A 25,037-nucleotide genomic window follows, 5' to 3' on the forward strand; every position below is an offset into this window, starting at 1 on the left:
TAATGGTTGGTGGCGCTAACATCGCGAGGAGATGGTGATCATGCAAAAGCCGGTTCAATGGGGCATATTAGGGGCTTCGAAATTTGCGCTTCAACACATGGGGCCAGCTATCCACGCCGCTGCTGGTGCTCGCCTTGCTGGGCTGGCCACGTCCGATCCGACCAAAGCGGCGCCATTTCAACAGTTTTGCCCCGATATCAGCGTTTTCCATAGCTATGACGCGCTGCTGGCTGATCCGGGGATCGAAGCTGTCTACATCCCATTACCTAATCATCTGCATGTCGAATGGAGCCTGAGGGCGCTGGATGCGGGCAAGCATGTTTTATGCGAAAAGCCGATGACCATGCGGGCTGATGAATTTGAAACTCTGATTGCCAAGCGGGATCAAACCGGATTGCTGGCCGCCGAAGCTTACATGATCGTGCACCATCCGCAGTGGCAATTAACCCGCAATATGGTCGCCGACGGAGCAATCGGGAAGCTGGTCCATGTCACCGGCGCGTTCAGCTATGACAACCGGGCGGATACTGCCAACATTCGCAACCGCGCAGAAACCGGCGGGGGTGGGCTGCGCGATATCGGGGTGTATGTGATCGGCAGCGCTTGCTATGCGACGGGGCAAGAGCCGATCTCGGTCAGCGGTGCGATCAGATGGGAGAATGACGTGGACGTATTCACCGAAATTCGCGCGCAGTTTCCCGACTTTACCTACTCCGCCTACGTCTCGACCCGAATGCATCCGCATCAGGAGATGGTGTTTCACGGCGAAGGTGGTTTGATCCGTCTGACCGCGCCTTTCAATGCGCGTGTATTTGGCGAAGCAAGGGTCGAGTTGCACCGCCCTGGGCTTGAGGTACAGGTGACGCGCTTTCCAGGGGACGATCACTATAAGCTGCAGGTCGAGGCATTCTGCCGCTCAGTCCGCGATCGGGCTGACTACGCCTGTCCGTTGGAATTCGTGCGGGGCACGCAAGAGGTTATCGATCAGGTCTTTGATACAGCTGTATCGCTCTAGCTTGCCACGCCCTTGGTGTCTCGCGTATCCTGTCCCGACCGGATCAGGAGGGTCAAATGGCGGGCGGTTGGGCGCGCGATGGCGCGGTGAGTGAACAGATCGAAGCGTCGATTTCGGATGAGCTGGCGCGGATGCAGGCGCAAAAGCGACCTGTGGGCGAAAGCCTGACCCATTGCGCCGAATGCGAGGAACCGATCCCCGAAAAACGCCGCCTTGCTTTGCCCGGCGTAAAGCTGTGCCTGGACTGCCAGCAAGAGCGTGACAGCAGCTTCAAGAACCGCGGCGGGATCAATCGGCGGGGTTCGAAAGACAGTCAGCTGAAATAACGCGAGGAGCACCCGGTGAAGGATCAGCCGCAGAGATCATTGCTGCAAAACGGGTTGGTTCTTGGGTTCCTCGCCGCGTTTCTATGGGGCACGCACAGCGTTATCGTGCGGTACCTGACCAGTGATCTCGGCGGGTTACAGATTGCCGTATCGCGCTTGTTCATAGCCGCATTTGCGATCTTCTGCATGTTGCGGTTTATGGGCGCACGGGTCTCGGTCCAGTACAGGGATTGGAACTTCCGGCTGGCGGTGTTGTCGACGTTGGTGAACTATATTCTGTTCCACATAGGCTTGGAACATACAGGTGCTGCTAATGCGATGGTGCTTGAGAATACCGCGCCGTTCTTCGTGTTGATTTTCCTATATTTCTTCGCGGATACCGCCGTTGGCCGCGCTGATGTATTGGCGACGCTGCTGGCGATCCTCGGTGTGTTTCTGACCGTCTACCGGGATTTTCAGGGCGGGGGAGAGCCCCTGTTGGGCGATCTGATGGAAATCGGGGCGGGGTTCAGCTGGGCGGTGTTCCTGATTTCCAGCAGCCGCGCGATGCAGACCTCGGAAACTACCGCCGAAAGGTTGAACTTCCTGTTTGGCATCTTTTTGTGTTCGGGCGTCTTGTTGATGCCACTGGCGGCTTTCTCGTTCCAGATGCCAACCGCAAATGATGTGATCTTCTTGATCCTTCTGGGCGTTTTGCCCACCGCGCTTGCCTATTATCTTTGGTACGAAGCCGCCGCGCGCGTGTCGACATTGACGGCGACGCTGCTATTCGCTGCGTCGGTTGTATTTACCTTTGTCAATTCGGCGCTGTTTCTGGGCGCAACGATCACACCGCTTGCGATTGTCGGCGCGGTTTTGATCGTGACGGCCATTTTCGTGACGACGATGAAATCAACCAAAGAGAAATGAGGCAGCCCTTGCAGGCTGCCCCTTAGATTTAGCTTTCCATCGCTTCCAGTTCGTCAATAAAGCTTGAGATCATCGACAGGCCTTTGTCCCAGAACTCGGGATCGCTGGCGTCCAGTCCGAACGGGGCAAGAAGCTCTTTATGGTGCTTCGAGCCACCGGCACGCAGCATTTCGAAATATTTGTCTTCGAACCCGTCCGCACCGCTTTCGTAGACCGAATAGAGCGCGTTCACGAGGCCGTCGCCGAAGGCATAGGCGTAGACATAGAATGGCGAGTGGACGAAGTGCGGGATATAGGCCCAGAAGGTCTCGTACCCGTCCATGAATTCGAATGCGGGGCCAAGGCTTTCGGCCTGAACGCTCATCCAAAGAGCGTTGATGTCGTCCGGGGTCAGTTCACCTTCGCGGCGGGCGGCGTGCAGCTTGCATTCGAAGTCGTAGAAGGCGATCTGACGGACGACCGTGTTGATCATATCTTCGACCTTTCCTGCCAGCAGCACTTTGCGCTGTTCTGGGGTCTCGGCTTGATCCAGCATCTTGCGGAAAGTGAGCATTTCACCAAAGACCGAGGCGGTTTCGGCCAAGGTCAGTGGAGTCGAAGACAGCATCTCACCCTGATCGGCGGCCAATACCTGATGTACGCCGTGGCCCAATTCATGCGCCAAGGTCATCACATCGCGTGGTTTGCCCAGATAGTTGAGCATCACGTAGGGATGAACCTCGGTCACGGTGGGATGCGCAAAGGCGCCGGGCGCTTTGCCGGGCTTCACCGCCGCGTCGATCCAACCCTTCGAGAAGAAGGGGGCTGCGATCTCACCCATCCGAGGATCAAAGGCGTTATAGGCGTCCATCACCGTCTTCTCGGCCTCGGCCCAGTCAACGATCCGGGTGTCTTCCATCGGCAGCGGCGCGTTACGATCCCACACTTGCATCACGTCCAGACCCAGCCACTTGCGTTTCAGTTCGTAGTAGCGATGGCTCAGCTTGGGGTAGGCGGCCACAACGGCCTCGCGCAGGGCTTCGACCACTTCGGGTTCTACATCGTTCGACAGGTGGCGACCTGTCTGCGCCGTTGGCATATTGCGCCAACGATCAACGATCTCTTTTTCCTTGGCTTGCGTGTTATGAACGCGGGAGAAGGTTTTGATATTGCTTTGGAAAACGGTGGCCAACTCACGCGCGGCAGCCTCGCGTTTGGCACGATCCTGTTCGGTGAGCAGGTTCAGCGTGCCTTCGATATTCAGTTCTTCTCCATCGACGGTGAAGGTCAGACCCGCGATTGTTTCGTCGAACAGACGTTCCCAGGCGTCACCAACAACGCCAAGGTCGTGCAGAAATTTCTCAAGTTCGTCAGACAGTTGATAGGGCTTCATCGCACGGATGCGACGGAACACGGGCTCGTATCGTGCCAGATCGGCATTGGCGGCGAAATGCGCGGCCAGCACGTCGTCGTCGATGCGGTTCAGTTCCAACGTGAAAAATACCAGAGGAGTGGTGAATACGGTGATCTTCTCCTGCATGTCCGACAGGAACTTGGCGCGATCCGCGTCGGTGGTCAGTTGGTAATAGCGCAATCCGGCAAAGGACATGATCCGCCCGGCGATGGCGTTGATCTTTTCGTTGCGCAGCACGCAAGTCAGCAGGCCAGCAGCGTCCAGATCGGCCAGCTTGTCCTCATAATCCGTGGCAAAGGACGCACATTCGCCTTCCAGCCAGTCCAGATCGCGGGCCAATTCAGGTGCATCTTCTGAGGCGTAGAGATCCGTCAGGTCCCATTCCGGCAAATTGCCCAGATCATCGGCACCGCCGCCTGCATTTGCGTCACGAATGGGATAGGGAAGGTCGCGCATGGAACACCTCGAATAAACTGCGTTGGCAAACATTTAGGCGCGGCGTGTCCGGATCACAAGCAACCTGTCGGCTTAGGCCTTAATGACAGGGCTCGGGTTTTGGTTTCGCCGCGGCGGCAGCGAAATGTGCCGCCAGCTGATCAAAGACCGGACTGCGCACCTCGGGTGCCTCCATCAGAACCTCGTGTTCGCCGTTGGGAATCTCGACCAGAGTACCGCTAGGCCAGTCGGCCATCCGGGCTCGGATCGCTTTGCGATCCACAATCTGTTCGTGACTGCCCAAGAAGGTCAGGGCAGGGATGTCGGGCGCAGTCTGCTCCATCAGCCAGGTGCATTCATCCAGCGCCTCGCGCAGCCAGATGGTGGATGGTGCCCCCAAAGCCAGCTCGGGATGCGCGGCCAACTGGTCCTGCATCATTCGGTACATCGCTGGATCGCGCGTCAGCACGTTTCCTTCGAAAGGTTGCGACACCACATAGCTTTCAAGCGAAGTTGTGGGCGGCTTTTTCTCTCCCAACCCCAGCCGCGGCCCCCAATAGGCGGTCAACTGGCTGAGAGGCTTCATAATTGGTGTAAAGAAGATACCCCACATCGGTCCCGTGAAGGCGCAGGTCGTAAAATCAGCTCCTTCCAGTACGGCGCGCAGCCCGATAGCTCCGCCCATGGAATGGCCGACCACGTGCCAGGGTTTGGGCAGTTCCAACTGTTCGGCCAGCTCTAGTGTCGAGCGTACGTCATGCTGGTAATCGGTGAATTGTTCAACATGACCGATTCTCGGATCATCCAGCAAACGATCCGCCAGACCTTGCCCGCGCCAGTCAACGGAAAAACAGGCAAAGCCCCGGCTCACGAATTCAAGGGCCGCGTCGCCGTATTTCTCAATATATTCCGTTCGACCGGGGAACAGCATCACCGTGCCGCGCGCATCACCTTCGGGCAGCCAATGTGCCACGCGGATGCGTATTCCGTCTTCGGTAGTCAACCAATTGGCCACTCCACCAGCAGGGCTGCCGGCCACGTCTTCGAATAAGGGGGCCGGCGAAAACTCCATCAGGCCAGCACCGAGGCGAGTTTCATGGCGATTCCCATGTCTCCGTCAACGCTCAGCTTGCCGGACATGAATGCACCAGTTGGGTTCAGGTCACCGCTGAGGATTTGTTCAAAGGTGTCCGCATCGGCGCTTAGGGTCACATCAGCCTCGTCGTCGCTGACGCGCGCACCGCTTGCATCAAGGATGATAGATCCCAGATCGGCGATGGCAAACTTGGCCGACGCGTCGAAATCGCCGCCCGACAGCTTCTCATTCAACGCCGCCGCGGCTTTTTCCAGAATATCGCTCATGGTCTTCCTCATATTGTTCATGCGCCGTGAATGGACATCCCCGGTCGCAACGCTACACTGACCATTGTTATGGGTATTGCAATCACCAATCTCAAACGTACCGTCGCGGCACTTGCCGTCATAGTCACGTTTTCCACCACTTGTACTGCGCAAGAGGCGGATTCGCGCGACGAGGCGGAGCTGTTGCAGCAACTGGCGCAATCGACGCCCGAGCAGGCCATTGGTTTGGATCGGCAATTGCAGGCGCTGTGGTCACAATCCGGTTCGGCCTCGGCTGATTTGCTGCTTGAGCGCGGGCGAGAGGCGTTGGATGATGGCGATGTCGAGGCTGCTCTGGACCATCTGACAGCGCTCACTGATCATGCACCTGAATTCGCCGAAGGCTGGCACGTGCGTGCATCGGCTTTTTTCGGCATAGAGCGGTTTGGTATGGCAGCCGCGGATCTTGAACACGCTTTGACCCTTAACCCAAACAATTATGGGGCTATCTATGGCCTTGGGCTGATCTTCGAGATTGTTGGCAAGCCCGAGCAGGCGTTCGAGGCCTATTCGCGCGCATTGGCTATACATCCCCATCATGAAGAAGTAACCAATGCCGTGAATCGGCTGAAGCCTCAGGTTGAAGGCAAGGCGCTGTAAGTCTCAGGGCGCAGGGGGCGAAGGTGAGCGGGTCATCCCGAATCGTGGCCGTACTTGGCCCAACGAACACAGGTAAAACCCATTACGCGATTGAACGTATGCTGGGGTACCGGACAGGTGTGATCGGCTTGCCCCTGCGTCTGTTGGCACGCGAGGTTTATGACAAGATCGTCGCCATTCGCGGACCCTCCGTCGTTGCGCTGGTCACGGGCGAGGAACGTATCGTGCCGCCGCGGGCGCAATATTGGGTCTGCACGGTCGAGGCGATGCCCGAAGGGATGGGCGCCGATTTCGTTGCTATCGACGAAATCCAGCTCTGTGCCGACCCTGAACGCGGTCATGTTTTTACCGACCGTCTGCTGCGCTCGCGTGGCACGAATGAGACGTTGTTCCTCGGCTCTGACACTATGCGGGGTGCGATTGCCGCGCTTGTTCCCGAGGCGCAGTTTGTCCGGCGCGAGCGGATGTCTCAACTGGTCTATTCTGGAAGCAAAAAGATCAGCCGAATGCCCTCGCGCAGCGCGATTGTCGGGTTCTCGGTCGACAATGTCTACGCCATCGCGGAATTGCTGCGTCGTCAGAAGGGCGGGGCGGCGGTGGTCATGGGCGCGCTCAGCCCTCGCACGCGGAATGCGCAGGTTGACCTCTATCAGAACGGCGAGGTTGATTATCTGGTGGCTACCGATGCCATCGGCATGGGTTTGAACCTGGACGTAAACCATGTGGCGTTCTCATCCCTGACCAAGTTCGATGGCCGCCGAATGCGGCCTTTGGCGCCCAATGAACTGGCCCAGATCGCAGGACGGGCCGGGCGTGGCATGTCGGATGGTACTTTTGGCGTTACTGGTGAGGCTCCGCCGCTGGATGAGGGCGTGGCCCAAGCCATTATGGACAGCCGGTTCACGCCGATGAAGAAGCTGAACTGGCGGAATGCCGCTTTGCGGTTTGGCTCGATCGAGGCATTGATCGACTCGCTCGAGGTCAGCCCCGACAAGGAGCACCTGATCAAGGCGCGGCCCGCCGACGACCTGAACGTTCTGAAATCTTTGTCCCAAGTCACCGAAGTTATCGCCCGCGCCAGCGATGGACCATCGGTACGATTGCTGTGGGATGTATGCCGAATCCCCGATTTTCGCGGTATAAGCCACGCCGAACATGCCAGCCTGCTCGAAGTGATCTATGGCCACCTGCATGAGCGCGGATCCATCCCTGACGATTTCATGGCGCGGCAAATCCGCCGCATAGACCGTACGGACGGAGATATTGATGCGCTGTCCAAAAGGTTGGCATATATTCGCACTTGGACATATGTTGCGCAACGAAACGGATGGGTGCGTGACGAATCCCATTGGCGTGATGAGACGCGCATTGTAGAAGACAGGCTGTCGGACGCTCTGCATGACCGTCTGACCCAACGATTTGTGGACCGGCGCACGTCAGTGTTGCTGCGCCGGCTCAAACAGAAGGAGGCCCTTTTGGCCGAAGTAAATGACAAGGGTGAAGTGACCGTCGAAGGCGAATTCGTCGGTCGTCTGGAAGGGTTCCGGTTTTCGCCGGACAAAAGCGCGCAAGGAACCGAGGCGAAAGCTTTGAAATCGGCCTCTTTGCAAGCACTCGCGCCGCAATTCCATCTGCGTGCCGATCGCTTCTACAACGCGCCCGATACCGAAATAGATTTCACCGATCAGGGCGGACTGATGTGGGGCGAATATGCTGTCGGCAAGCTGGTTGCCGGAGCCGAGCCTCTCAAGCCAGTGGTCGAGGTTTTTGTCGATGAGGCCGCAGGACCGGACGTCGAACAGAAAGTGCAGCGCCGTTTGCAGCATTTCATCGACCGCAAAGTGGCGGCGCTGTTTGAACCGCTGCTGAATCTGTCGCGCGACGAGGAACTGACCGGTCTTGCCAAAGGCTTTGCATTCCGCATGGTTGAGGCGCTTGGCGTGCTGCCCCGTGCGCAGGTCGCGCAAGAGGTCAAGGATCTGGATCAGGACGCGCGCGGCGCGCTGCGCAAGCACGGCATCCGTTTTGGTCAATTCACCATCTTCATGCCACTGCTGTTGAAACCTGCGCCGACGCGTTTGCGTCTGGTTCTTTGGGCTCTGTCCAGTGGCTTGCAGGAATTCCCCGAAGCTCCACCCCCGGGTCTGGTTACCGTTCCGGTCGCCAAGGACGCACCGCAGGGTTATGACACCATGTGCGGCTACCGTGATGCAGGCGAACGCTCGATCCGGATCGACATGCTGGAACGTTTGGCCGACATGCTGCGGTCCGAGGACAGCCGAGGTGGATTCGAAGCCAAGCCTGATATGCTGTCGATCACTGGTATGACGTTGGATCAGTTCGCCGACCTGATGCAGGGGCTGGGCTACAAGGCTGAACGTGGCGAGCGTGAAAAGGTCAAACCGGCCCCCGCAGACCAGCCCAAAGTCGAAATGGCGGAACAGCCCGCAGGCGAAGAATCCCCGGCGCCCAAGGCCGAAGCGGACGATGTAAGCACAACCGCAGAGGCGCCAGCCGAGGCCACCGAAAGCACCGAAGCGGTAGCCGAAGCTCCCGCAATCGCAGAACCGGCATCGGACGAGCCCGAGGTTGAAGTGTTCTACACCTTCACATGGGGCCGCCAACGTCAGCAAAACCGGGGCCCACGTCGCGAGCAGGGGCAGGGCAAAGGCAAACCGCGCGGTAAACCTCAGGGCAAGCCGCATGGTAAGAAAGGTGGCAAACCTCAGGGTGCCAAGTCCTTCTCGTCTCGGCCGCCCAAGAAGGAAAAGGCCATCGATCCCGACAACCCGTTCGCAGCAGCGCTGATGGGTCTGAAGGACGGTAACTGATCCGCGATGGCCGAGGCCAAGCTGCGGATCGACAAATGGTTGTGGCAGGCGCGGTTCTTCAAGACCCGTAGCCTGGCCGCCAAACAGGTCAGCTGCGGCCATGTTAGACTAAACGGAAACCGGGTGCTGAAACCGGCGCAGGCCGTGGCACCCGGGGACGTCCTAACCTTTCCCCAGGGGCGGATCGTCCGCGTTGTGCGTATCGAAGCGCTCGGAGAGCGCCGCGGCCCGGCCCCCGAGGCGCAAGGTTTGTACTTCGATATGACCGAAAAGCAGGATGTACCGCCCAAGAATCCCGGATTTGAAGGAAAAGGTCGTCCAACCAAGAAGGAAAGACGCGCGCTTGATCTTTCTCGCCCCCCAAAGGGGTGATCTGACCTTGAAGAGGCGGTCAGACTGGATTAGCTAGTCGCCAAAGCGCAAACGGGAATTCCAAAATGACCTACGTTGTCACCGAAAACTGCATTGGCTGCAAATACACCGACTGTGTCGAGGTATGTCCGGTGGATTGTTTCTACGAAGGTGAGAATACACTGGTCATTCACCCCGACGAATGCATCGACTGCGGTGTTTGCGAACCCGAATGCCCCGCCGACGCAATTCGCCCCGATACCGAGCCGGGGATGGAGCAGTGGGTCGAGTTCAACCGGAAATACTCGGAAATGTGGCCGGTGATTGTGACTAAGAAAGACCCCTTGCCCGAGGCCGAGGAACGCGACGGCGAAGAAGGCAAGATGGAGAAATATTTCTCGGAAGCACCCGGCGAAGGTGGTTAACCGATTCGGCGGCCCCTAACCGTACGTTAGACAACAATCTGCGCCATAATACATTGAGGTAAAAAGGGAATCTCCCATTTGCCTCAGGTCGGTCTTTTGAGTGTCGCAATTTTGTGATATACTCGGGGTCGAATGATGACTGTGATTGGGATGTGCTCCGTAAGTATGCTCGCTTTGGAGTTCTGATTTTATGACAAATAAGCCGCCTGACGGGGCCGTTTTGGGTCTCGGCTGTGGTCTTTTTGTCGTCTCATATCCCGATCAGTAATGAAGGATGAATCTGAATGTCGAAATCGAAAAAGCTTGAGTTCCGCCCGAACGATTATGTCGTCTACCCGGCTCACGGTGTAGGTCAGATCGTATCGATCGAAGAGCAGGAGGTTGCAGGCTTCTCGCTTGAGCTGTTCGTAATCTCCTTTGAAAAAGACAAGATGACGCTGCGCGTACCGACCAACAAGGTCACCGAATCTGGTCTGCGCTCACTCAGTTCACCTGATGTGATCAGTCAGGCCATGAAAACGCTTAAAGGCAAGGCCAAGGTCAAGCGCGCTATGTGGTCGCGTCGGGCGCAGGAGTATGAGCAAAAGATCAACTCGGGTGATCTGATCTCGATCGCTGAAGTGGTTCGTGACCTGCACCGCACCGACGACCAGCGCGAGCAGAGCTATTCCGAACGTCAGCTATATGAGGCCGCGCTTGAGCGTCTGACCCGCGAAGTTGCTGCAGTGTCTGGTGCAGATGAAATCTCGGCCGCCAAGCAGGTGGATGAGGTGCTGACCTCGCGCGCTGCCTGATCAAAGGTACCACCCATTTCAAAGCCGCTCCGGTATCGGGGCGGCTTTTTTTATGAACCGTCGCTTGGTGCTGTAGTCGTTTCGGGGTATTTTTCTCTGAATATTAGGCGGATACGGGGTCAAGATGAAGCAGGCTGTGAAGTTTCTATACATCAGCCACGACCCGATTTCGGTCTGGTTTCGATATGGTCTGATCCTGTTCGACATCGCAACGATCGTGTTTTTTGTTGCGACCGCGCATATTCCGCACGGCCCGGGAATCACCGCAGCCAGTATTGGGGTCGGTGTGCTCATTCTCATGGATTTTTCTGCCCGACTTTGGATATCGAAAGATCGTTGGAAGCTACTGCGTCAGATCTACACGTTGGCGGACATTGTTGTTATCGTTTCGCTTTTCCTTGATCCGTTTCTGACCGGCAACCTGGCGTTTCTGCGCATTCTGCGCGCCTTGCGTTTGATTCATTCATACCATTTGCTCAGGGATTTGCGGCGTGACAGCAGGTTTTTCCGGACCCATGAAGACGCGGTGATCGCTGCAATCAATTTGCTGGTCTTTGTCTTTGCGACTTCGACCGCTGTATTGGTCTTTTTTGTGCCGGAAGACACCCAGACGCCCTATATCGACGCGTTGTATTTCACGATGGCCACACTGACGACAACTGGGTTTGGTGACATCACGTTGTCGACGCCGGGCGGTAAGCTGTTTTCGGTTTTCATCATGGTTGTTGGTGTGGCCCTGTTCGTGCGTCTGGCGCAGGCGATCTTCATGCCGCAGAAAGTGCGTTACAAATGCCCCAGCTGTGGTCTGTTTCGCCACGACCCGGACGCTGTGCATTGCAAGCACTGCGGCGCGACGCTGCGGATCGCGACGGGGGGTGCCAGTTAGATCAAAGCGATCAGCGTCAGCAGGAATGTGATCTCGGTTATCTGCTGCGTCGCCCCCAGAATGTCACCGGTCTGACCTCCTATCTTGGCCTTGGCGATCTTCGCCACAATCAGGCTGGCGATCATCGCAAAAAGCATTGGGATCAACGCCAGAGCGCCTAATAAACCCAATGCCAACAATGCTGCCACTGCCAACCCCGCCAAAACCGCCGATACCGGTGGCGCGCCGACTGAATGGCTTAGCCCTGAGTGCCGTGCATTTTTTAGAAAAGCCATCAAGGCGGGCATGAGAGACCGGGAAAACACACATGCAACCAGCACGCCTGTCATCATCTCGGCGCCAACAAGGGCTGCAATGGCTGTGATACGTAGAATCTGAAATAGCAGCAGTGCCAGCACGCCGTAGGTGCCGATATGGCTGTCCTTCATGATCTCGAGCCGCCGCTCGGGCGTGAACCCTCCCCAAAGGCCATCGAACGTATCGGCCAGCCCGTCTTCGTGCATCGCGCCCGTGGTTGCAATCAGCGTGGCAACAATCAGGCCTGCGACAGCAAAAACGGGCAACTGCGCCAAGATTGCGATCCACCCGATACCACACGCAAGGGCACCAACGATCAGCCCTGCAAGCGGAAATGCCCAGACGGCGCGTGACTGTCGGGCGAACGCATCTTTGGGTGGGCTGGGCCATGGCAGCCGTGTCAACAGGATCAAAGCCACGTTGATATCCAGAATGGAAAATAGGGCGGTGTCGTTTTTGGTCACTCCCAGGCCTTTCAGGGTCTTGTTGCTTTGTCAGGTTTGGTTAAACACACAGGACCACTCTGATGCAACGAGGCTTTCAATGCTGCCTGAACTCGACGATTTGAACAGTTTCCGCGACGCGCTAACCGGTGCGGCCGGTCCGGATACTTCTGCCGTGCAGGGCGCGCAAGAGCGCAACGGCCAACTAACCAAACCACCCGGAGCCTTGGGACGGCTTGAGGATTTGGCGATATGGTATGCGGGCTGGCGTGGGGATGCGCAGCCACAGATCAACGCGCCTCAGGTCATCGTGTTTGCTGGCAACCACGGCGTGACGGCGCAGGGCGTTTCAGCATTTCCATCTGAGGTCACTGTTCAGATGGTCATGAATTTCGAACACGGCGGTGCTGCGATTAATCAACTGGCCAAGGCTGCGGGCGCCAAGATGGATGTGCATGCGTTGGATCTGGACTGTCCGACCGCAGATTTTACCCAAGCCCCTGCGATGAGCGAAGATGAATTTCTGCGCGCACTGCGTACAGGCTGGCAGGCGGTTGATCCGCAGGCGGATTTACTCGTCGTTGGAGAGATGGGTATCGGCAACACCACCCCTGCAGCCGCCATCGCCTGCGCGCTGTTTGGCGGAGATGCATCTGACTGGACCGGGCGCGGCACAGGCGTAGATGATGCGGGGTTGGCGAACAAATCACGCGTTGTTGCCGAAGGCGTTGCCCTGCACAGTCAGGGCGATGGTCTGCGTATCCTTCAATGCCTAGGCGGGCGTGAGATTGCGGCCATGGCAGGGGCGATTGCCGCTGCACGAGTATTGCGCATTCCAGTCATTCTGGACGGATTCATCTGCACGGCAGCAGCGGCCTGTTTGGCGCAACTTTCGGAAACTGCGCTGGATCACACTGTTGCGGGCCATCAAAGTGCCGAAGGTGCACATGCCGCAATGTTGAACAAGCTGGGTAAGGAACCGTTGCTGAACCTTGGATTGCGCTTGGGCGAAGGTTCAGGCGGGGCGCTGGCGATCAACATTCTCAAAAGCGCCGTGGCCTGTCATTCCGGCATGGCAACGTTTGCCGAGGCCGGAGTTACAGACGGTTAAGCCGACTTCTTGGCGTGTTCCTCCGCCAGTTCCAGCAGCGCGGTTTCCAGATCTTTTTCAAGTTGCCGCGCACGCTCGATATATTTTTTGTTTTCTGCCGTGGGCATGCCGGGTATCCACAGCTCTGCCAACTCGCGCACCGATCCTCGGTCGTGGTGATAAAAAGTTTGTTCTGCTTGCGCGGCTTCATATTCACTAAGGCCGATATTCTCGAGAACATAGCGACCCGCACGTAGTGACCCATCGAACATTTCGCGCACGATATCATTGGCCCCGGCCTGATAGAGTTCGTAAACATGAGTGCGATCGCGCGCCCGAGCGATGATGTGCAGGTCAGGCCGCTGGCGGCGCGCATATCCGACCAGACGAGTGACCTGTTTGTAATCATCCATGGCCGCGACCAAAACCGAGGCTTTTTCAATCCCGGCGGCGCGCAGCAGTTCGGGACGCGTCGGATCGCCCAAGAATCCTTTGACGCCAAACCGGCGCATAAGCTGGATGGTTTCAATGTCGTGATCCAGAACCACGGTCTTGAATCCGCTTGCCTGTACCAGGCGATTCACGATCTGACCAAAGCGACCAATCCCGGCAATTATGACAGGCCCTCTCTCATCAATCTCATCTGGTTCGACTTTTGGCTTGCTCTCGCCGATATAGCGAGAAAGCAGATCGTAGAGGATAAACAGCAGAGGGGTGATCAGCATGGTCAGGGCGATGATCATGAGCAGTTTCTGCGATAAACCCGAAGGGATCACGTTTTGCTGTGTCGAAAATGCCAACAGTACAAACCCAAACTCGCCAGCCTGGGCCAATCCCAAAGTAAACAGCCAGTGATCGCGTCCGCGTAGCTGGAAGGCACGACCGACGATGAACAAGATGATACCTTTGGCCAGTATCACCAATAGGGCAAGACCGATCAGATCAAAGGGATCGGCAAAGAAATAGCCCACATCGATCCCGGCGCCGACGGTGATGAAGAACAGACCCAGCAGCAAACCTTTGAAGGGCTCAAGGTCGCTTTCCATCTCATGCCGGAATTCCGAACTGGCCAGAACAACGCCCGCAAGAAACGCGCCAAGGGCGGGGGAAAGGCCCACCAGAGTCATCAAGAACGAGATGCCAACCACGATCATCAACGCCAGTGCCGTGTACATCTCGCGCAGGCGGGTGGCGTGGATGAAACGGAAAAGGGGGCGGGTCAGGTAGATTCCCGCCAACACGACAAAGGCGACCACTCCGATTGTAACCAGCGTGACGGCCCAACCGGGCAAACCCTCGACCAGCGATAGTGTGGCGTGATGATCGGCTCCGTGGGCGGAATCCACACCTCGATTGATCGAGCCATCGTCTTCTATGTGGACGCTGGCAGGCAGTGCAAGAAGGGGCAGAAAGGCCAGAATAGGTATGACGGCGATATCTTGCGTCAACAGAACCGAAAATGTGGCTCGCCCGCCATTGGTCTGCATCAACCCCTTTTCGGACAAGGTTTGCAGAACGATAGCGGTGGAAGACAGTGACAACGTAAGGCCTACAGCCAGCGCCACCGACCATTGATGGCCTGCGTAGAACGCCACAGCTGCGATCGCGGCGGTGGACAGGCCAACCTGCAGCCCGCCCAGCCCCAACAACTTGTCGCGCATGTCCCAAAGGGCGCGGGGCTCAAGCTCTAGCCCGATCAGGAACAGCATCATGACAACGCCAAACTCGGCGACGTGCTGAAGGCTCTCTGTTTCTGCGCCTACAAGGCCCAGAATCGGTCCGATTGCAATGCCGGCGGCCAGATATCCCAGTACCGAACCCAGGCCCAGACGCGCGGATAACGGAACGGCGATCACCGCTGCCGCCAAATAGATCGATGCCTGATAAAGGAACTCGTTCATTATAGTCCTCTTAAATCCGCTCAGGTCGGGAGCGGCGCGTCGCGTTTCAATTGGTCCATCACGATCTGGCTTTGCACCCGTGCAACTGCAGGATGCGGCAGGATGACTTCGTGAAGCAAGCTGTTGAGTGCGGATAAGTCGTCACAATAGACATGAAGCAGGTAATCTGCCTCACCCGTCATCGTCCAGGCACTCGTGATCTCGGGGCGCGTGTTGACCATGCGGGAGAAGCTGGCGGATTGTTCGGGGCCATGTGTGCCCAGATGCACCTGAATGAACCCTTGAACCTGCAACCCCAGCATCAGCGGGTCCAGCCGGGCCGTATATCCGGTGATATAGCCCTCAGCCTCAAGGCGCTGTCGGCGGCGGCCCGCCTGACTGGCCGACAGGTTTAACATCTCACCCAATTGATGTGCCGTCAGGTGCGCATCTTTCTGCAAAGCTGACAACAGTCGTGTGTCTGTTGCATCCAGCATGTGCGGTGAATCTCCGGTTTTTGTGTGTTTCGTGCGGATGTTCCGCGCTCAAATTCAGTCTACATGAAAACAATGCGCAGAAACAGCACCGAATAAGGCGTATTTTTGAATCAGCAAAGAAATTCCTGTTTTCCGAGGAGACGCGCCATGGGTCCTTTCCCGCATAACGCCCCGAAATCTGTCATCAGCGAAGAAAACCCAGCCGGCACCGACGGGTTCGAGTTCGTTGAATTTGCCCACCCCGAACCGCAGGAACTGCGCGATCTGTTTGCGCGGATGGGGTTCGAATATGTCGGCTACCACCGCGACACCCCCAAGGTCGAGCTGTGGCAGCAGGGCGATGTCACCTACATCCTGAACGCGGACCCCGACAGCTTTGCCGCGAAATTCGTCGCCGAGCATGGTCCTTGCGCCCCTGCGATGGGCTGGCGTGTTGTGGATGCGCAGAAGGCTTATGAGCACGCGATTGCCAAAGGGGCCGAGCCCTATGACGGTGCCGACAAGACCATGAATGTCCCGGCGATCAAGGGTATCGGTGGCTCGCTGATCTATTTCATCGATCAGTATTATGACATCTCGCCCTATAACGAGGAGTTTGAGTGGCTGGAGCAATCGAAACCGCGCGGTGATGGGTTCTATTACCTCGATCACCTGACCCACAACGTGTTCAAGGGTAACATGGACAAGTGGTTCAAATTCTACGGCGACCTGTTCAACTTCCGCGAAATTCGCTTCTTTGATATTCAGGGCAAGCATACAGGTCTTTTCAGCCGAGCGCTGACTTCTCCTTGCGGTCGCATCCGCATTCCGATCAATGAGGACCGGGGTGAAACCGGGCAGATCGTGTCTTACCTGAAGAAATACAATGGCGAGGGTATCCAGCATATCGCGGTGGGTAGCGATGATATCTATGGCTCGACCGATGCGATTGCCGAGAAGGGTCTGAAGTTCATGCCCGGCCCGAACGAGACATATTATGACATGTCTTACGACCGTGTGTCTGGCCATGATGAGCCCAAGCATCGAATGATGAAGCATGGTATTCTGATCGACGGCGAAGGCGTTGTTGATGGGGGTGAGACCAAGATCCTGCTTCAGATCTTCTCGAAAACCGTAATCGGCCCGATCTTCTTTGAATTCATTCAGCGCAAGGGCGATGACGGGTTCGGCGAGGGCAATTTCAAAGCCCTGTTTGAGTCGATTGAACGCGAGCAGATTGAATCAGGTGAGATTTCGGCCGCCTGATCTGAGGTCTATTAAAATAACTGAGCGCTCCGTTTACCTAACAGGGCGCTCTTCTTTTATCCGCGTGGCATCTTGAGGGTGATGTTCTTACCGCGTTTCTGATAGCGCAATTCGCTATCTCCGATGGCAACGACATTCCCACCATCGATACGATCACCCACTTTCAGCTTCTTGTAGCGCCCGCTGGGCAGGCGTACCAAGGCACGCCGATTGGCCGGGGTGCCATATACACCGATCAGGTTGAGCTTGCGTAGGTTGATGGCATTATCGATGGTCGCCTGTCGCGCAACCGAGGCGGTTGTCGGTATCTTGGGTTTTACAGCCCTGGGCTGGAATGAACCGGCCTCATCACTGCTGGTTGCCACATTCGCGGTCGATCCCAGCGAAGCACTTTGGGTGCTGGGTTTCTTGGCAACCAATGCGGCGATATTCGCAGGGCGTGGCTTGGGGCGTGGAACACGAACCACCGCCAGAGCGGTTGGTGTTTCGTCAACCTCGGGCTTGGATTGCAGGCTTTCCGGGCGCAGTTTTGGTCGCACCGAGGCCAATTCCTGGCGAGACCGGCCACCCAATTGTTGTCTTTCGAATTGATCAACAAGGTTGTTGGGCCTTGGGCGGGGTCGGATTGCTGCGAGCCTTTCGTCAACCTCTTCAACAACAACGGGCTCTGTCTCAAACCGTGTAGGGGATTCCGGAGGCACAGATGAAGGGCGGCCCAGGTAGACCATCACACCGGCTGGATTCAGAGTGCCCTCTGCGGTCGGCGTTACAAGACCACGTTCGTCCAACTCAAACCTCTGACCAGCGGCGCCGGGCAGGGCGGTGAACTCAAAGGCTTCGTCAGTTTCGAGGCTTTCATGCGGTGGCAGGGCAACGGTGTCGGTCGACAGATCTGCGCGATCAACCGAAGTTAGATAGACATCAGCAAGCTGTTCCAGCGGCGGTTCGGCCAACGGGTTCGGTTCAACAGGCACGGTCCCGGTGAAGTCATGAAACTCTGCCCCGAAATCTGGCAGGCCAGCAATTTCTTCAACCGGTTCAGGAGCAACCTTCAAAGCTTCGAGAATGGCCTCATCAGTTGCAGACAGATCAATTTCGTCACCAGTGTTCGGCTCAACGGGTTCAGGTTCAATTGCGAGTTCCGCAACATCTGGTGCGCTGGGTTCAACGGTTGTCGGGACATCTTGCTGTGGCTCTGGAACTAAAACGGGCGCCTCTGCCACGACTGGTTCTGGGGCATCGACCGTAGGTTCATCGCTGTTCAGTGACCAGAGGCCAAGTACCATGCCCAATAGAACGGATGCAGCAACCGCCGGAATGACATATTTTTTCACCTCTACCGACGAAGAGATCGTGGGCGATTCAGCGCTTTGAGCGGAACGGAAAGCGGTCGGATCAGCGGTATCCGCGATGGGATGAATGGGAATACTCGATGCCTCTTCAGGCGCGGCTTCCGGCGATTTGGCCACGGGCGCAGTGCTGATTTCATTTGACTGGGAGTCCACCTCAGACGCAGGCACTTCGTAAACGGACCCTGATATAGCGTCTTCACCATTGGCACTAAGCCAGAACCCTTCTGGGATAAATCCATGGTCCACCGCAAATGAGTGCGCTTCTTTCAAAGTTTGCTGCGCGACTGCTGCGACGTGAATGTCCGAACCGTTCGGAGTTGCGACAAAGGTCAGCTCGGACAACTGGTATGGTGTTGCTGAGGCTAATGTTTCTTCAACTTTCTGCGTTGCCGCTTCGGTATCCATTCCATCGGTATCGACCGTCAAAAGACGTACCTGATCCGAAGGAATCACGAGCTTGCAGCTTAGGTTGTTTTCTAGTGCGAATCCCTGATCGCGAAGGGTCCGGATCTGATCAGTGAAATCCGGTGCATCCAACGGGATAGTGCCAATGCAGTACCAGTCTCCATCCGACTGGTGATGCAAGGAAATACCGTTTTCAGAAAATGACAGCACAAAGGCGGGTTTCATGATCGCGATGAACCATAATTGTCAGCTTCAATGCAAACGCTTGGATGTCTGCCCGACGAGATTAGAGCAGGAACTCGCCGAGGGAAAGAAAAAGGCGCGTTTCCCCCTTGCCGTGTACGGAGTATGACACCCATCTTAGCGACAAGTCATAAGGAGAGATCACCTTGAAGACACTTGCTTTTCTGGCTGCCATGACCGCAGCCGTCGCGGCGTTGCCTGCCCATGCGGAAGAACGTCGCATCACCGTCAGTGGAACCGGAACGGCCGTGGCTGCGCCAGATATGGCAACCATAACGCTTGGCGTGACAAACCAGGACGCCCAGGCATCGGTTGCGATGCAGGCGACCTCTGACGCTGTGACACAGATTCTAAAACGGTTGGATGAGATGGGCTTGGAATCACGTGATGTGCAGACCCGCGATCTGTCGTTGTCACCAGTCTGGTCTGGGCACAGGAACTCAAGCGACGAAGCACCCAGGATCACCGGATTTACAGCCTCAAACCGCGTTTCTGTTCGGGTTCGGGATTTGGATAAACTGGGTCAGATTATGGACGCCGTCATCAAGGACGGGGCCAATGATTTTGGCGGCTTGAGCTTCAGTGTACAGGAGCCTAAGCCGCTTGAGGCCGAAGCGCGCGCGAAAGCGGTCGCAGACGCAACCGATAAGGCGCAACAATTGGCCGAGGCCTCAGGCGTGACTTTGGGTCCGGTGATTTCGATAAACGATCACGGTCGGGGCGTTCGCCCGATGGCCCAGATGCGCGAAATGGCGATGTCTGACGCTGGCGGCGTTCCGGTAGCGGGCGGAGAGATTTCTGTATCAGTCAATATCGCTATGGAGTTCGAAATCGCGGACTAAGCTACGCTCCAACGCGGGCTTGCAGCGGTTGTCGCTGCTGGCCCGCCGCGTCGAAATTCCCCGGCGCAAGCCAATTCTCGAATGCTGCGCGAATGCGCGGCCATTCGCTGTCGATAATCGAGAACCAAGCGGTATCCCGGTTACGCCCTTTGTAATGGGTCGCTTGTCGGAAAATACCTTCGAACGTAAATCCCAAGCGTTCGGCCGCGCGCTTTGAGGGTGCGTTCAAAGCGTCGCATTTCCATTCGTAACGGCGATAGCCAAGCTCATCGAACACCCGTCGCATCATCAGATACATCACTTCGGTTGATTGCGGTTTGCGTTGGAGCAGGGGTGAGAAATGGATATGGCCCACCTCGATGGCACCCGCTGCTGGTTCGACACGCAAATACGAGGCCATACCCACCGGCGTTTCGTCGGCATCCAACACCGTATGGAACATGGGATCGGCGTCCATGCAGTTGTTCTGCGCCCAGTTGGTGAAATCAGCCTCAGAGGCGAAGGGGCCATAAGGCAGATAGGTCCAGTTATGGCCATCCGTGTCACTGGCAAACGCCCGGTACAATCCGGGCGCATGCCGGTTCACATCTAGCGGCACAACAGAACAGAACCGGCCCTGCATCGGCGTGTAAGGCGGGGTGGGGCGAGGAAACTCGCCTGTGACCGGCAAGCCAATAGGCTGGCCCAGTTCATTTGTGTTGTGCCCTGCCATCTGTTCAGGCACTTGCTTTGGACAGCGCTTGATCCAGATCGGCGATCAGATCGTCTGCGTCTTCGATGCCGATGGAGACGCGCACGACTCCCGGGCCCGCGCCTGCAGCTTCCTGCTGCTCAGGCGTCAACTGACGATGGGTCGTCGAGGCAGAGTGGATGATCAGCGAGCGCGCATCGCCCAAGTTGGCCACATGACTGAAGATTTCCAACGCGTTGACCAGCTTGATGCAGGCGTCATATCCGCCTTTGACCGCAAATGTGAATAGCGCACCGGCCCCGCGCGGGTAATGCGCTTTGACCCGATCATGATAAGGCGACGAGGGAAGGCCTGCATAGGTCACGTAGTCCACGCGATCATCCGCTTCCAGCCAGGCGGCGATCTTCTGGGCGTTTTCGACATGGCGCTCCATCCGCAGTGAGAGTGTCTCGATCCCCATAAGGGTATAATGTGCTGCCTGTGGGTTCATGGTCATTCCCAAATCGCGCAGACCGATGGCAATGCCGTGGAAAGTGAAGGCCAGCGGGCCGAAAGTCTCGTGGAATTTCAGGCCGTGATACGCAGTCTCGGGCTCGCTGAGCGAGGGGAATTTGTCATTCGCAGACCAGTCAAACTTACCCGAATCCACGATGCAGCCGCCGGTGACCGTGCCGTTGCCGGTCAGGTACTTGGTGGTTGAATGCACGACCAGGGTCGCGCCATGCTCGATCGGACGGCACAGGTAGGGCGTGGCCGAGGTGTTGTCGACGATCAGCGGGATGCCAGCCGCGTCTGCGACATCCGCAAGCGCGCGGATGTCAGTGACATAACCGCCAGGGTTGGCGATGGATTCGCAGAACACCGCGCGGGTGTTTTCGTCGATGGCGGCTTTTACGGCGTCCAGATCGTCGGTGTCGACAAATTTGGCCGACCATCCGAAACGTTTGATAGTCTGGCTAAACTGCGTGACCGTACCCCCGTACAGGCGGGTTGAGGCGACCACGTTGCAGCCCGGACCCATCAGTGGGAATAGCGCCATGATCTGCGCCGCGTGACCCGAGGAACAGCAGACAGCGCCGACGCCGCCCTCAAGCGTTGCCACGCGTTCCTGCAAAACAGCGACGGTCGGGTTGGTCAGACGCGAATAGATGAACCCAACTTCCTGCAAGTTGAACAACGCAGCAGCATGGTCGGCATCGCGAAACACATAGGCCGTAGTCTGGTAGATCGGTGTCTGACGCGCGCCGGTAGCGGGGTCGGGGCGGGCCCCGGCGTGAATCTGCAGCGTGTCGAAACCATAGGTGGGGCCATCAGACATCTTCGAAATCTCCTGTTGGAATGTGCGTTAGTAAATCTCTAGGACATTGCTTTGCACCACACAACGTCCACGTCACCGCAGCCAAAGTCCCTTGGCCTTGATGGTCTTGCGTATGACCTGTTCGCGTGCTGGTAGGTTGTTTCTGTCGAACATTGCCCGGATCTTTGCGCCTTTGCGCTGGATCACCAGTTTCTTCATCGGGTCATAGCCTTTGAGCACCTTCTTGATCTTGTTGGGGGCCACAACGGTCTCTAGCACCTCGACCACATGATCGCTTTCTCGCGCATAGAGCATCGGAAACAGGTGATAATGGCAGCTGACTGACCCATCCAACAGACCTTCTGGCAGCGCATCCCGACCACCGCCGAACGAGTGGATGACCAGCGGCAATGCCACCTGATCCAGCCAGGGGTCTAGGACTTGCCCGGTGAGTTCGGGGATACCTTCGTCCCGAATGGTACGGGCGTAATCAAGATACCGCCGACCAAACTGGTGAGGGCATTTGTAGAAGAAGTATCCCGCATTGAAATACAGGTAGTGTCGCCAATATCCCGGTGGCTGTCTGGAATCGAGCGAGCTTTCGAAATCCAGCCCGAATCGGTCATAAAGCGCGCGCCAGATGCCGTCATAACCGGGGCCATAAAGTGTGGGCTTCGGCCATGTGCCCTCGACACGGAGCGAGGCGCCGGGCCGGTTGAAATCAAATGGTACATCGGCAATTTCACCGGTGATCAATGTATCGGTGTCGAAGAAGACAAATGGCTCGCCTTCCGGCATCGCCAGCAGCGCTTCGATCTTGTTGCCGTGGGGATAGCTTGCTCCAAAGATTTGCGATTCGAAGGGCAGGATCTCAGCACCCAATTGCCGCAAGGCTTGCAACACGTCCTCATCCTGAATGCTCGGGTCTTGGGACCACAAGGGGCCTTTCTGAGGAACGCCAACAAAGAAACGTCCGGTAAATCCGGGTGAGCTATGGCGCAGCGATGCCGCGAACAATATTGCCTCGTATTGCAGACGGTTGTTTTGCCCGATGATGAGGATGTTGAACGTCGTTGGGCTTGCCTGCATCTTTTCGCGCTTTCTAAACGGGCCGGAATTGGGCACCGGTCTCGACCGGAAGTACAACAAGCTGTGAAGGGCGTCAAAACCCCAGACGTGCCCGGTTTGAAATTCCGCGTCATGCTCCCATCTAATGTGACAGCAACGCAGGAGGATTGCAGATGCGCGTCAATGCAGATTTCACCCAGCGGGTCGCCGTTCACTTTGATCAGACCGCATGGGTCGCGTCACCGGCTGCCGGCGTTGAACGTAAGATGCTGGACCGCATTGGCGAGGAAGTGGCGCGGGCCACAACCATCGTGCGTTTTGCCCCTGGCAGCGCATTTTCAGCGCACACCCATGACGGAGGCGAGGAATATCTGGTGCTGGATGGTGTGTTTCAGGATGAAACCGGAGATTTTCCGGTCGGCAGCTATGTGCGTAATCCTCCGACCTCATCCCACACTCCTTCGGCCAGCGAAGGCGCGACCATCCTCGTCAAGCTTCACCAGTTCGACCCCAAAGACCGCACCGAAGTGCGTCGTTCCATCAACGGGGGCGGAGATATCGATTTGTTCAAGGATGCGCATGAGGATGTTCAGGTGCAATGCTGGGCTGCTGGTGAGCAAATTGAACTGGACTCTGGCAAGGGGCTTGAGGTCTTCGTTCTCGAAGGCAGCTTTATCGAGACAGGCGAAGAATTTGGTGTTTGGGATTGGCTGCGACTACCACCTGGATCACGCTCGACAGCCATCGCAGGAGAGGGTGGAGCCCGTGTTTGGATCAAATCCGGCCACCTAAGTGGGATGATCTGACGCCAAACGTGCTAACAATGTGAGCAATTATTAAGGAAATCCGGGCCATTTTTCCCGGATTTCTATTTTTTTGACCATTTGGTAAATTTACCAATTGATAAAAAATCAGAATGTGGCAAGCTGAAGCTCATAACAAACATATCTACAGGGAGTAGAGTGATGGCACAGGGCCAGATGGCACCCGGGATCGTCTCCGGGCGGCTTTCCAGCGATGAGCTGACCTCGAATTTCACCGATCTGCATCCGCCACTGGCCCCGCATGAGGCAGCCGTGGCCGCGGATCGTTGCTATTTCTGCTACGACGCACCATGTGTAACGGCCTGTCCGACGGATATCGATATTCCGTTGTTCATTCGTCAGATTCAGGCCGGGCAACCGCAGGCAGCAGGGCAGACTATTCTGGAACAAAATATCCTAGGCGGCATGTGCGCCCGGGTCTGTCCGACGGAGACGCTTTGTGAAGAGGCTTGCGTGCGTGAGACGGCCGAAGGCAAGCCGGTCGAGATTGGACGCCTGCAGCGATATGCAACCGATGACGTGATGGCCTCGGGCGCGCATCCGTTCGAGCGCGCCGCGCTAACGGGTAAGACGGTCGCAGTGGTCGGGGCAGGGCCCGCTGGTCTGGCCTGTGCCCACCGTCTGGCGATGCTGGGGCATGATGTGGTGATCCACGAAGGCAAGCCCAAGCCGGGCGGTCTGAACGAATATGGCATTGCGGCGTATAAATCGACCAATGATTTTGCGCAGGCCGAGGTCGATTGGCTGCTAAAAATCGGTGGAATTGCGATTGAGACCGACTCGGTTCTGGGTGAGACGATTTTACTGGAAGGGCTGCAACATAACTATGACGCTGTGTTCCTGTCGATCGGACTGGCAGGGGTGAATGCGCTACGTGCAGATGGGGTCGATAAAGACGGGGTGCGCCCGGCGGTCGACTTTATCTCGGATGTGCGACAGGCCAGCGACCTGGCTGATCTCCCGGTCGGTCGGAATGTCGTTGTGATTGGCGGCGGCATGACAGCAGTAGACGCGGCAGTGAAATCGAAGCTGCTGGGGGCAGAGCATGTCACCATCGCCTATCGCCGAGGTCGCGACGCAATGGGGGCCAGCCGGTACGAACAGGATTTGGCGGCGTCGCACGGTGTTCGTATTCTGTGCAACGTTCAACCTGTGGCCATTCACGGAAATGGAGCCGCGGCAGAGATCGAATTGGAGTATACTGCTAGTCATGATGGTCGACTGACCGGTACAGGAGAAACCGTTCGTGTGCCTGCCGATCAGGTTTTTAAGGCCATCGGTCAGACGCTTGACGGTGCGCCGGAAGGGCTGACGCTGGATGGCAATAAGATTGCTGTGACCGGGGCAGGACGCACCTCGATGACCGGTGTATGGGCCGGCGGAGACTGTGCGGCAGGTGGTGAAGACCTGACCGTGACCGCCGTGGCCGAAGGCCGCGATGCCGCGATGGACATCCACGCAAGTCTAAGCGCGTGAAACTCAAAGACAAAGATGCAG

Annotated in this window: 24 protein-coding genes; 14 read left to right on the forward strand and 10 right to left on the reverse strand. The window is 57.0% G+C overall.

Annotation, left to right across the window (positions count from 1 at the left end; all coding sequences use genetic code 11):
• Window positions 1-40 precede the first annotated feature (40 nt).
• Genes ACR0JR_RS00840 through ACR0JR_RS00850 form a run of 3 tightly spaced genes read left to right on the forward strand, consistent with a single transcriptional unit; the run spans window position 41 to window position 2,250 of the window.
• Window positions 41-1,015, forward strand: a complete 975-nt coding sequence (locus ACR0JR_RS00840) for a Gfo/Idh/MocA family protein (RefSeq protein WP_480454671.1) — start codon at window positions 41-43, stop codon at window positions 1,013-1,015.
• A 56-nt stretch (window positions 1,016-1,071) separates the two neighbouring features.
• Complete coding sequence (locus ACR0JR_RS00845) at window positions 1,072-1,341, forward strand: DksA/TraR family C4-type zinc finger protein (RefSeq protein WP_480454672.1); 270 nt, start codon at window positions 1,072-1,074, stop codon at window positions 1,339-1,341.
• A gap of 15 nt (window positions 1,342-1,356) precedes the next feature.
• Window positions 1,357-2,250 carry a DMT family transporter gene (locus ACR0JR_RS00850; RefSeq protein ID WP_170539112.1) on the forward strand — a complete coding sequence of 298 codons (894 nt, stop codon included), beginning with the start codon at window positions 1,357-1,359 and terminating at the stop codon, window positions 2,248-2,250.
• A gap of 28 nt (window positions 2,251-2,278) precedes the next feature.
• Here ACR0JR_RS00850 and ACR0JR_RS00855 read toward each other — a convergent pair whose 3' ends face one another.
• From ACR0JR_RS00855 to ACR0JR_RS00865, 3 genes are all read right to left on the reverse strand, one after another.
• Window positions 2,279-4,099: a M3 family oligoendopeptidase gene (locus ACR0JR_RS00855; protein WP_480454673.1), complete on the reverse strand. Its 1,821-nt coding sequence runs from the start codon at window positions 4,097-4,099 to the stop codon at window positions 2,279-2,281.
• Window positions 4,100-4,178: 79 nt separating this feature from the next.
• On the reverse strand, window positions 4,179-5,150 hold the full coding sequence (locus ACR0JR_RS00860; RefSeq protein ID WP_480454674.1) for an alpha/beta fold hydrolase: 972 nt from the start codon (window positions 5,148-5,150) through the stop codon (window positions 4,179-4,181).
• Window positions 5,150-5,440, reverse strand: coding sequence for an SCP2 sterol-binding domain-containing protein (locus tag ACR0JR_RS00865; RefSeq protein ID WP_010439389.1), 291 nt, complete (start codon window positions 5,438-5,440; stop codon window positions 5,150-5,152). The genes ACR0JR_RS00860 and ACR0JR_RS00865 overlap by 1 nt, the downstream gene beginning before the upstream one ends.
• Window positions 5,441-5,470: 30 nt before the next feature.
• On the opposite strand from ACR0JR_RS00865, the gene ACR0JR_RS00870 reads away from it, so the two are divergent.
• The 6 genes from ACR0JR_RS00870 to ACR0JR_RS00895 all read left to right on the forward strand — a co-directional run bounded on the left by ACR0JR_RS00870 (window position 5,471) and on the right by ACR0JR_RS00895 (window position 11,366).
• Window positions 5,471-6,079, forward strand: a complete 609-nt coding sequence (locus ACR0JR_RS00870) for a tetratricopeptide repeat protein (RefSeq protein ID WP_480454675.1) — start codon at window positions 5,471-5,473, stop codon at window positions 6,077-6,079.
• 23 nt (window positions 6,080-6,102) lie between these two features.
• Complete coding sequence (locus ACR0JR_RS00875) at window positions 6,103-8,910, forward strand: helicase-related protein (protein WP_480454676.1); 2,808 nt, start codon at window positions 6,103-6,105, stop codon at window positions 8,908-8,910.
• A 6-nt stretch (window positions 8,911-8,916) separates the two neighbouring features.
• Window positions 8,917-9,282, forward strand: coding sequence for an RNA-binding S4 domain-containing protein (locus ACR0JR_RS00880; protein ID WP_480454677.1), 366 nt, complete (start codon window positions 8,917-8,919; stop codon window positions 9,280-9,282).
• 65 nt (window positions 9,283-9,347) lie between these two features.
• A complete protein-coding gene (fdxA, locus tag ACR0JR_RS00885; protein ID WP_010439399.1) occupies window positions 9,348-9,686 on the forward strand; it encodes a ferredoxin FdxA in 339 nt (112 codons plus the stop codon).
• A gap of 284 nt (window positions 9,687-9,970) precedes the next feature.
• On the forward strand, window positions 9,971-10,480 hold the full coding sequence (locus tag ACR0JR_RS00890; protein ID WP_010439402.1) for a CarD family transcriptional regulator: 510 nt from the start codon (window positions 9,971-9,973) through the stop codon (window positions 10,478-10,480).
• Window positions 10,481-10,604: 124 nt separating this feature from the next.
• On the forward strand, window positions 10,605-11,366 hold the full coding sequence (locus tag ACR0JR_RS00895) for an ion channel (RefSeq protein WP_170469450.1): 762 nt from the start codon (window positions 10,605-10,607) through the stop codon (window positions 11,364-11,366).
• Here ACR0JR_RS00895 and cobS read toward each other — a convergent pair.
• Window positions 11,363-12,127, reverse strand: a complete 765-nt coding sequence (gene cobS / locus ACR0JR_RS00900) for an adenosylcobinamide-GDP ribazoletransferase (protein WP_480454678.1) — start codon at window positions 12,125-12,127, stop codon at window positions 11,363-11,365. The genes ACR0JR_RS00895 and cobS overlap by 4 nt on opposite strands.
• Before the next feature lie 79 nt (window positions 12,128-12,206).
• Here cobS and cobT point away from each other — a divergent pair, with 79 nt between their 5' ends.
• Window positions 12,207-13,217, forward strand: a complete 1,011-nt coding sequence (gene cobT, locus ACR0JR_RS00905; protein ID WP_480454679.1) for a nicotinate-nucleotide--dimethylbenzimidazole phosphoribosyltransferase — start codon at window positions 12,207-12,209, stop codon at window positions 13,215-13,217.
• Here cobT and ACR0JR_RS00910 read toward each other — a convergent pair.
• Window positions 13,214-15,097 carry a monovalent cation:proton antiporter-2 (CPA2) family protein gene (locus tag ACR0JR_RS00910; RefSeq protein ID WP_480454680.1) on the reverse strand — a complete coding sequence of 628 codons (1,884 nt, stop codon included), beginning with the start codon at window positions 15,095-15,097 and terminating at the stop codon, window positions 13,214-13,216. The two genes, cobT and ACR0JR_RS00910, sit on opposite strands and share 4 nt — an antisense overlap.
• Before the next feature lie 20 nt (window positions 15,098-15,117).
• Window positions 15,118-15,573 carry an Lrp/AsnC family transcriptional regulator gene (locus ACR0JR_RS00915; protein WP_010439413.1) on the reverse strand — a complete coding sequence of 152 codons (456 nt, stop codon included), beginning with the start codon at window positions 15,571-15,573 and terminating at the stop codon, window positions 15,118-15,120.
• 147 nt (window positions 15,574-15,720) lie between these two features.
• On the opposite strand from ACR0JR_RS00915, the gene hppD reads away from it, so the two are divergent.
• Window positions 15,721-16,818: a 4-hydroxyphenylpyruvate dioxygenase gene (hppD, locus tag ACR0JR_RS00920; protein ID WP_480454681.1), complete on the forward strand. Its 1,098-nt coding sequence runs from the start codon at window positions 15,721-15,723 to the stop codon at window positions 16,816-16,818.
• Between the two features lie 56 nt (window positions 16,819-16,874).
• Here the strand turns inward: hppD and ACR0JR_RS00925 are convergent, their stop codons facing one another.
• Window positions 16,875-18,800, reverse strand: a complete 1,926-nt coding sequence (locus ACR0JR_RS00925) for a hypothetical protein (RefSeq protein ID WP_480454683.1) — start codon at window positions 18,798-18,800, stop codon at window positions 16,875-16,877.
• Window positions 18,801-18,964: 164 nt separating this feature from the next.
• Here ACR0JR_RS00925 and ACR0JR_RS00930 point away from each other — a divergent pair, with 164 nt between their 5' ends.
• The gene (locus tag ACR0JR_RS00930; protein ID WP_480454684.1) at window positions 18,965-19,660 is read left to right on the forward strand and encodes an SIMPL domain-containing protein; all 696 of its coding nucleotides are present in this window, start codon (window positions 18,965-18,967) and stop codon (window positions 19,658-19,660) included.
• Window position 19,661: 1 nt separating this feature from the next.
• Here ACR0JR_RS00930 and ACR0JR_RS00935 read toward each other — a convergent pair whose 3' ends face one another.
• The 3 genes from ACR0JR_RS00935 to ACR0JR_RS00945 all read right to left on the reverse strand — a co-directional run bounded on the left by ACR0JR_RS00935 (window position 19,662) and on the right by ACR0JR_RS00945 (window position 22,737).
• Window positions 19,662-20,372: a GNAT family N-acetyltransferase gene (locus tag ACR0JR_RS00935; protein ID WP_170539136.1), complete on the reverse strand. Its 711-nt coding sequence runs from the start codon at window positions 20,370-20,372 to the stop codon at window positions 19,662-19,664.
• A gap of 4 nt (window positions 20,373-20,376) precedes the next feature.
• A complete protein-coding gene (locus ACR0JR_RS00940) occupies window positions 20,377-21,669 on the reverse strand; it encodes an O-acetylhomoserine aminocarboxypropyltransferase/cysteine synthase family protein (RefSeq protein WP_010439425.1) in 1,293 nt (430 codons plus the stop codon).
• A gap of 72 nt (window positions 21,670-21,741) precedes the next feature.
• Window positions 21,742-22,737 (reverse strand): hypothetical protein, encoded by a 996-nt coding sequence (locus tag ACR0JR_RS00945; protein ID WP_480454685.1) that lies wholly within the window; start codon window positions 22,735-22,737, stop codon window positions 21,742-21,744.
• Window positions 22,738-22,889: 152 nt separating this feature from the next.
• On the opposite strand from ACR0JR_RS00945, the gene ACR0JR_RS00950 reads away from it, so the two are divergent.
• Entirely contained in the window at window positions 22,890-23,522 is a 633-nt protein-coding gene (locus ACR0JR_RS00950) for a cupin domain-containing protein (protein WP_170770482.1), read from the forward strand.
• 159 nt (window positions 23,523-23,681) lie between these two features.
• Window positions 23,682-25,016 carry an NAD(P)-dependent oxidoreductase gene (locus ACR0JR_RS00955; RefSeq protein ID WP_480454686.1) on the forward strand — a complete coding sequence of 445 codons (1,335 nt, stop codon included), beginning with the start codon at window positions 23,682-23,684 and terminating at the stop codon, window positions 25,014-25,016.
• Window positions 25,017-25,037 lie beyond the last annotated feature (21 nt).

This window comes from Ruegeria sp. AA3, assembly GCF_056542905.1.

Coding starts and splice junctions, on each gene's coding strand:
- ACR0JR_RS00840 (WP_480454671.1), top strand. CDS start 41: ATGCAAAAGCCGGTTCAATGGGGCATATTAGGGGCTTCGAAATTTGCG.
- ACR0JR_RS00845 (WP_480454672.1), top strand. CDS start 1,072: ATGGCGGGCGGTTGGGCGCGCGATGGCGCGGTGAGTGAACAGATCGAA.
- ACR0JR_RS00855 (WP_480454673.1), bottom strand. CDS start 4,099: ATGCGCGACCTTCCCTATCCCATTCGTGACGCAAATGCAGGCGGCGGT.
- ACR0JR_RS00860 (WP_480454674.1), bottom strand. CDS start 5,150: ATGGAGTTTTCGCCGGCCCCCTTATTCGAAGACGTGGCCGGCAGCCCT.
- ACR0JR_RS00865 (WP_010439389.1), bottom strand. CDS start 5,440: ATGAGCGATATTCTGGAAAAAGCCGCGGCGGCGTTGAATGAGAAGCTG.
- ACR0JR_RS00870 (WP_480454675.1), top strand. CDS start 5,471: ATGGACATCCCCGGTCGCAACGCTACACTGACCATTGTTATGGGTATT.
- ACR0JR_RS00880 (WP_480454677.1), top strand. CDS start 8,917: ATGGCCGAGGCCAAGCTGCGGATCGACAAATGGTTGTGGCAGGCGCGG.
- fdxA (WP_010439399.1), top strand. CDS start 9,348: ATGACCTACGTTGTCACCGAAAACTGCATTGGCTGCAAATACACCGAC.
- ACR0JR_RS00890 (WP_010439402.1), top strand. CDS start 9,971: ATGTCGAAATCGAAAAAGCTTGAGTTCCGCCCGAACGATTATGTCGTC.
- ACR0JR_RS00895 (WP_170469450.1), top strand. CDS start 10,605: ATGAAGCAGGCTGTGAAGTTTCTATACATCAGCCACGACCCGATTTCG.
- cobT (WP_480454679.1), top strand. CDS start 12,207: ATGCTGCCTGAACTCGACGATTTGAACAGTTTCCGCGACGCGCTAACC.
- ACR0JR_RS00910 (WP_480454680.1), bottom strand. CDS start 15,097: ATGAACGAGTTCCTTTATCAGGCATCGATCTATTTGGCGGCAGCGGTG.
- ACR0JR_RS00915 (WP_010439413.1), bottom strand. CDS start 15,573: ATGCTGGATGCAACAGACACACGACTGTTGTCAGCTTTGCAGAAAGAT.
- hppD (WP_480454681.1), top strand. CDS start 15,721: ATGGGTCCTTTCCCGCATAACGCCCCGAAATCTGTCATCAGCGAAGAA.
- ACR0JR_RS00925 (WP_480454683.1), bottom strand. CDS start 18,800: ATGAAACCCGCCTTTGTGCTGTCATTTTCTGAAAACGGTATTTCCTTG.
- ACR0JR_RS00935 (WP_170539136.1), bottom strand. CDS start 20,372: ATGGCAGGGCACAACACAAATGAACTGGGCCAGCCTATTGGCTTGCCG.
- ACR0JR_RS00940 (WP_010439425.1), bottom strand. CDS start 21,669: ATGTCTGATGGCCCCACCTATGGTTTCGACACGCTGCAGATTCACGCC.
- ACR0JR_RS00945 (WP_480454685.1), bottom strand. CDS start 22,737: ATGCAGGCAAGCCCAACGACGTTCAACATCCTCATCATCGGGCAAAAC.
- ACR0JR_RS00950 (WP_170770482.1), top strand. CDS start 22,890: ATGCGCGTCAATGCAGATTTCACCCAGCGGGTCGCCGTTCACTTTGAT.
- ACR0JR_RS00955 (WP_480454686.1), top strand. CDS start 23,682: ATGGCACAGGGCCAGATGGCACCCGGGATCGTCTCCGGGCGGCTTTCC.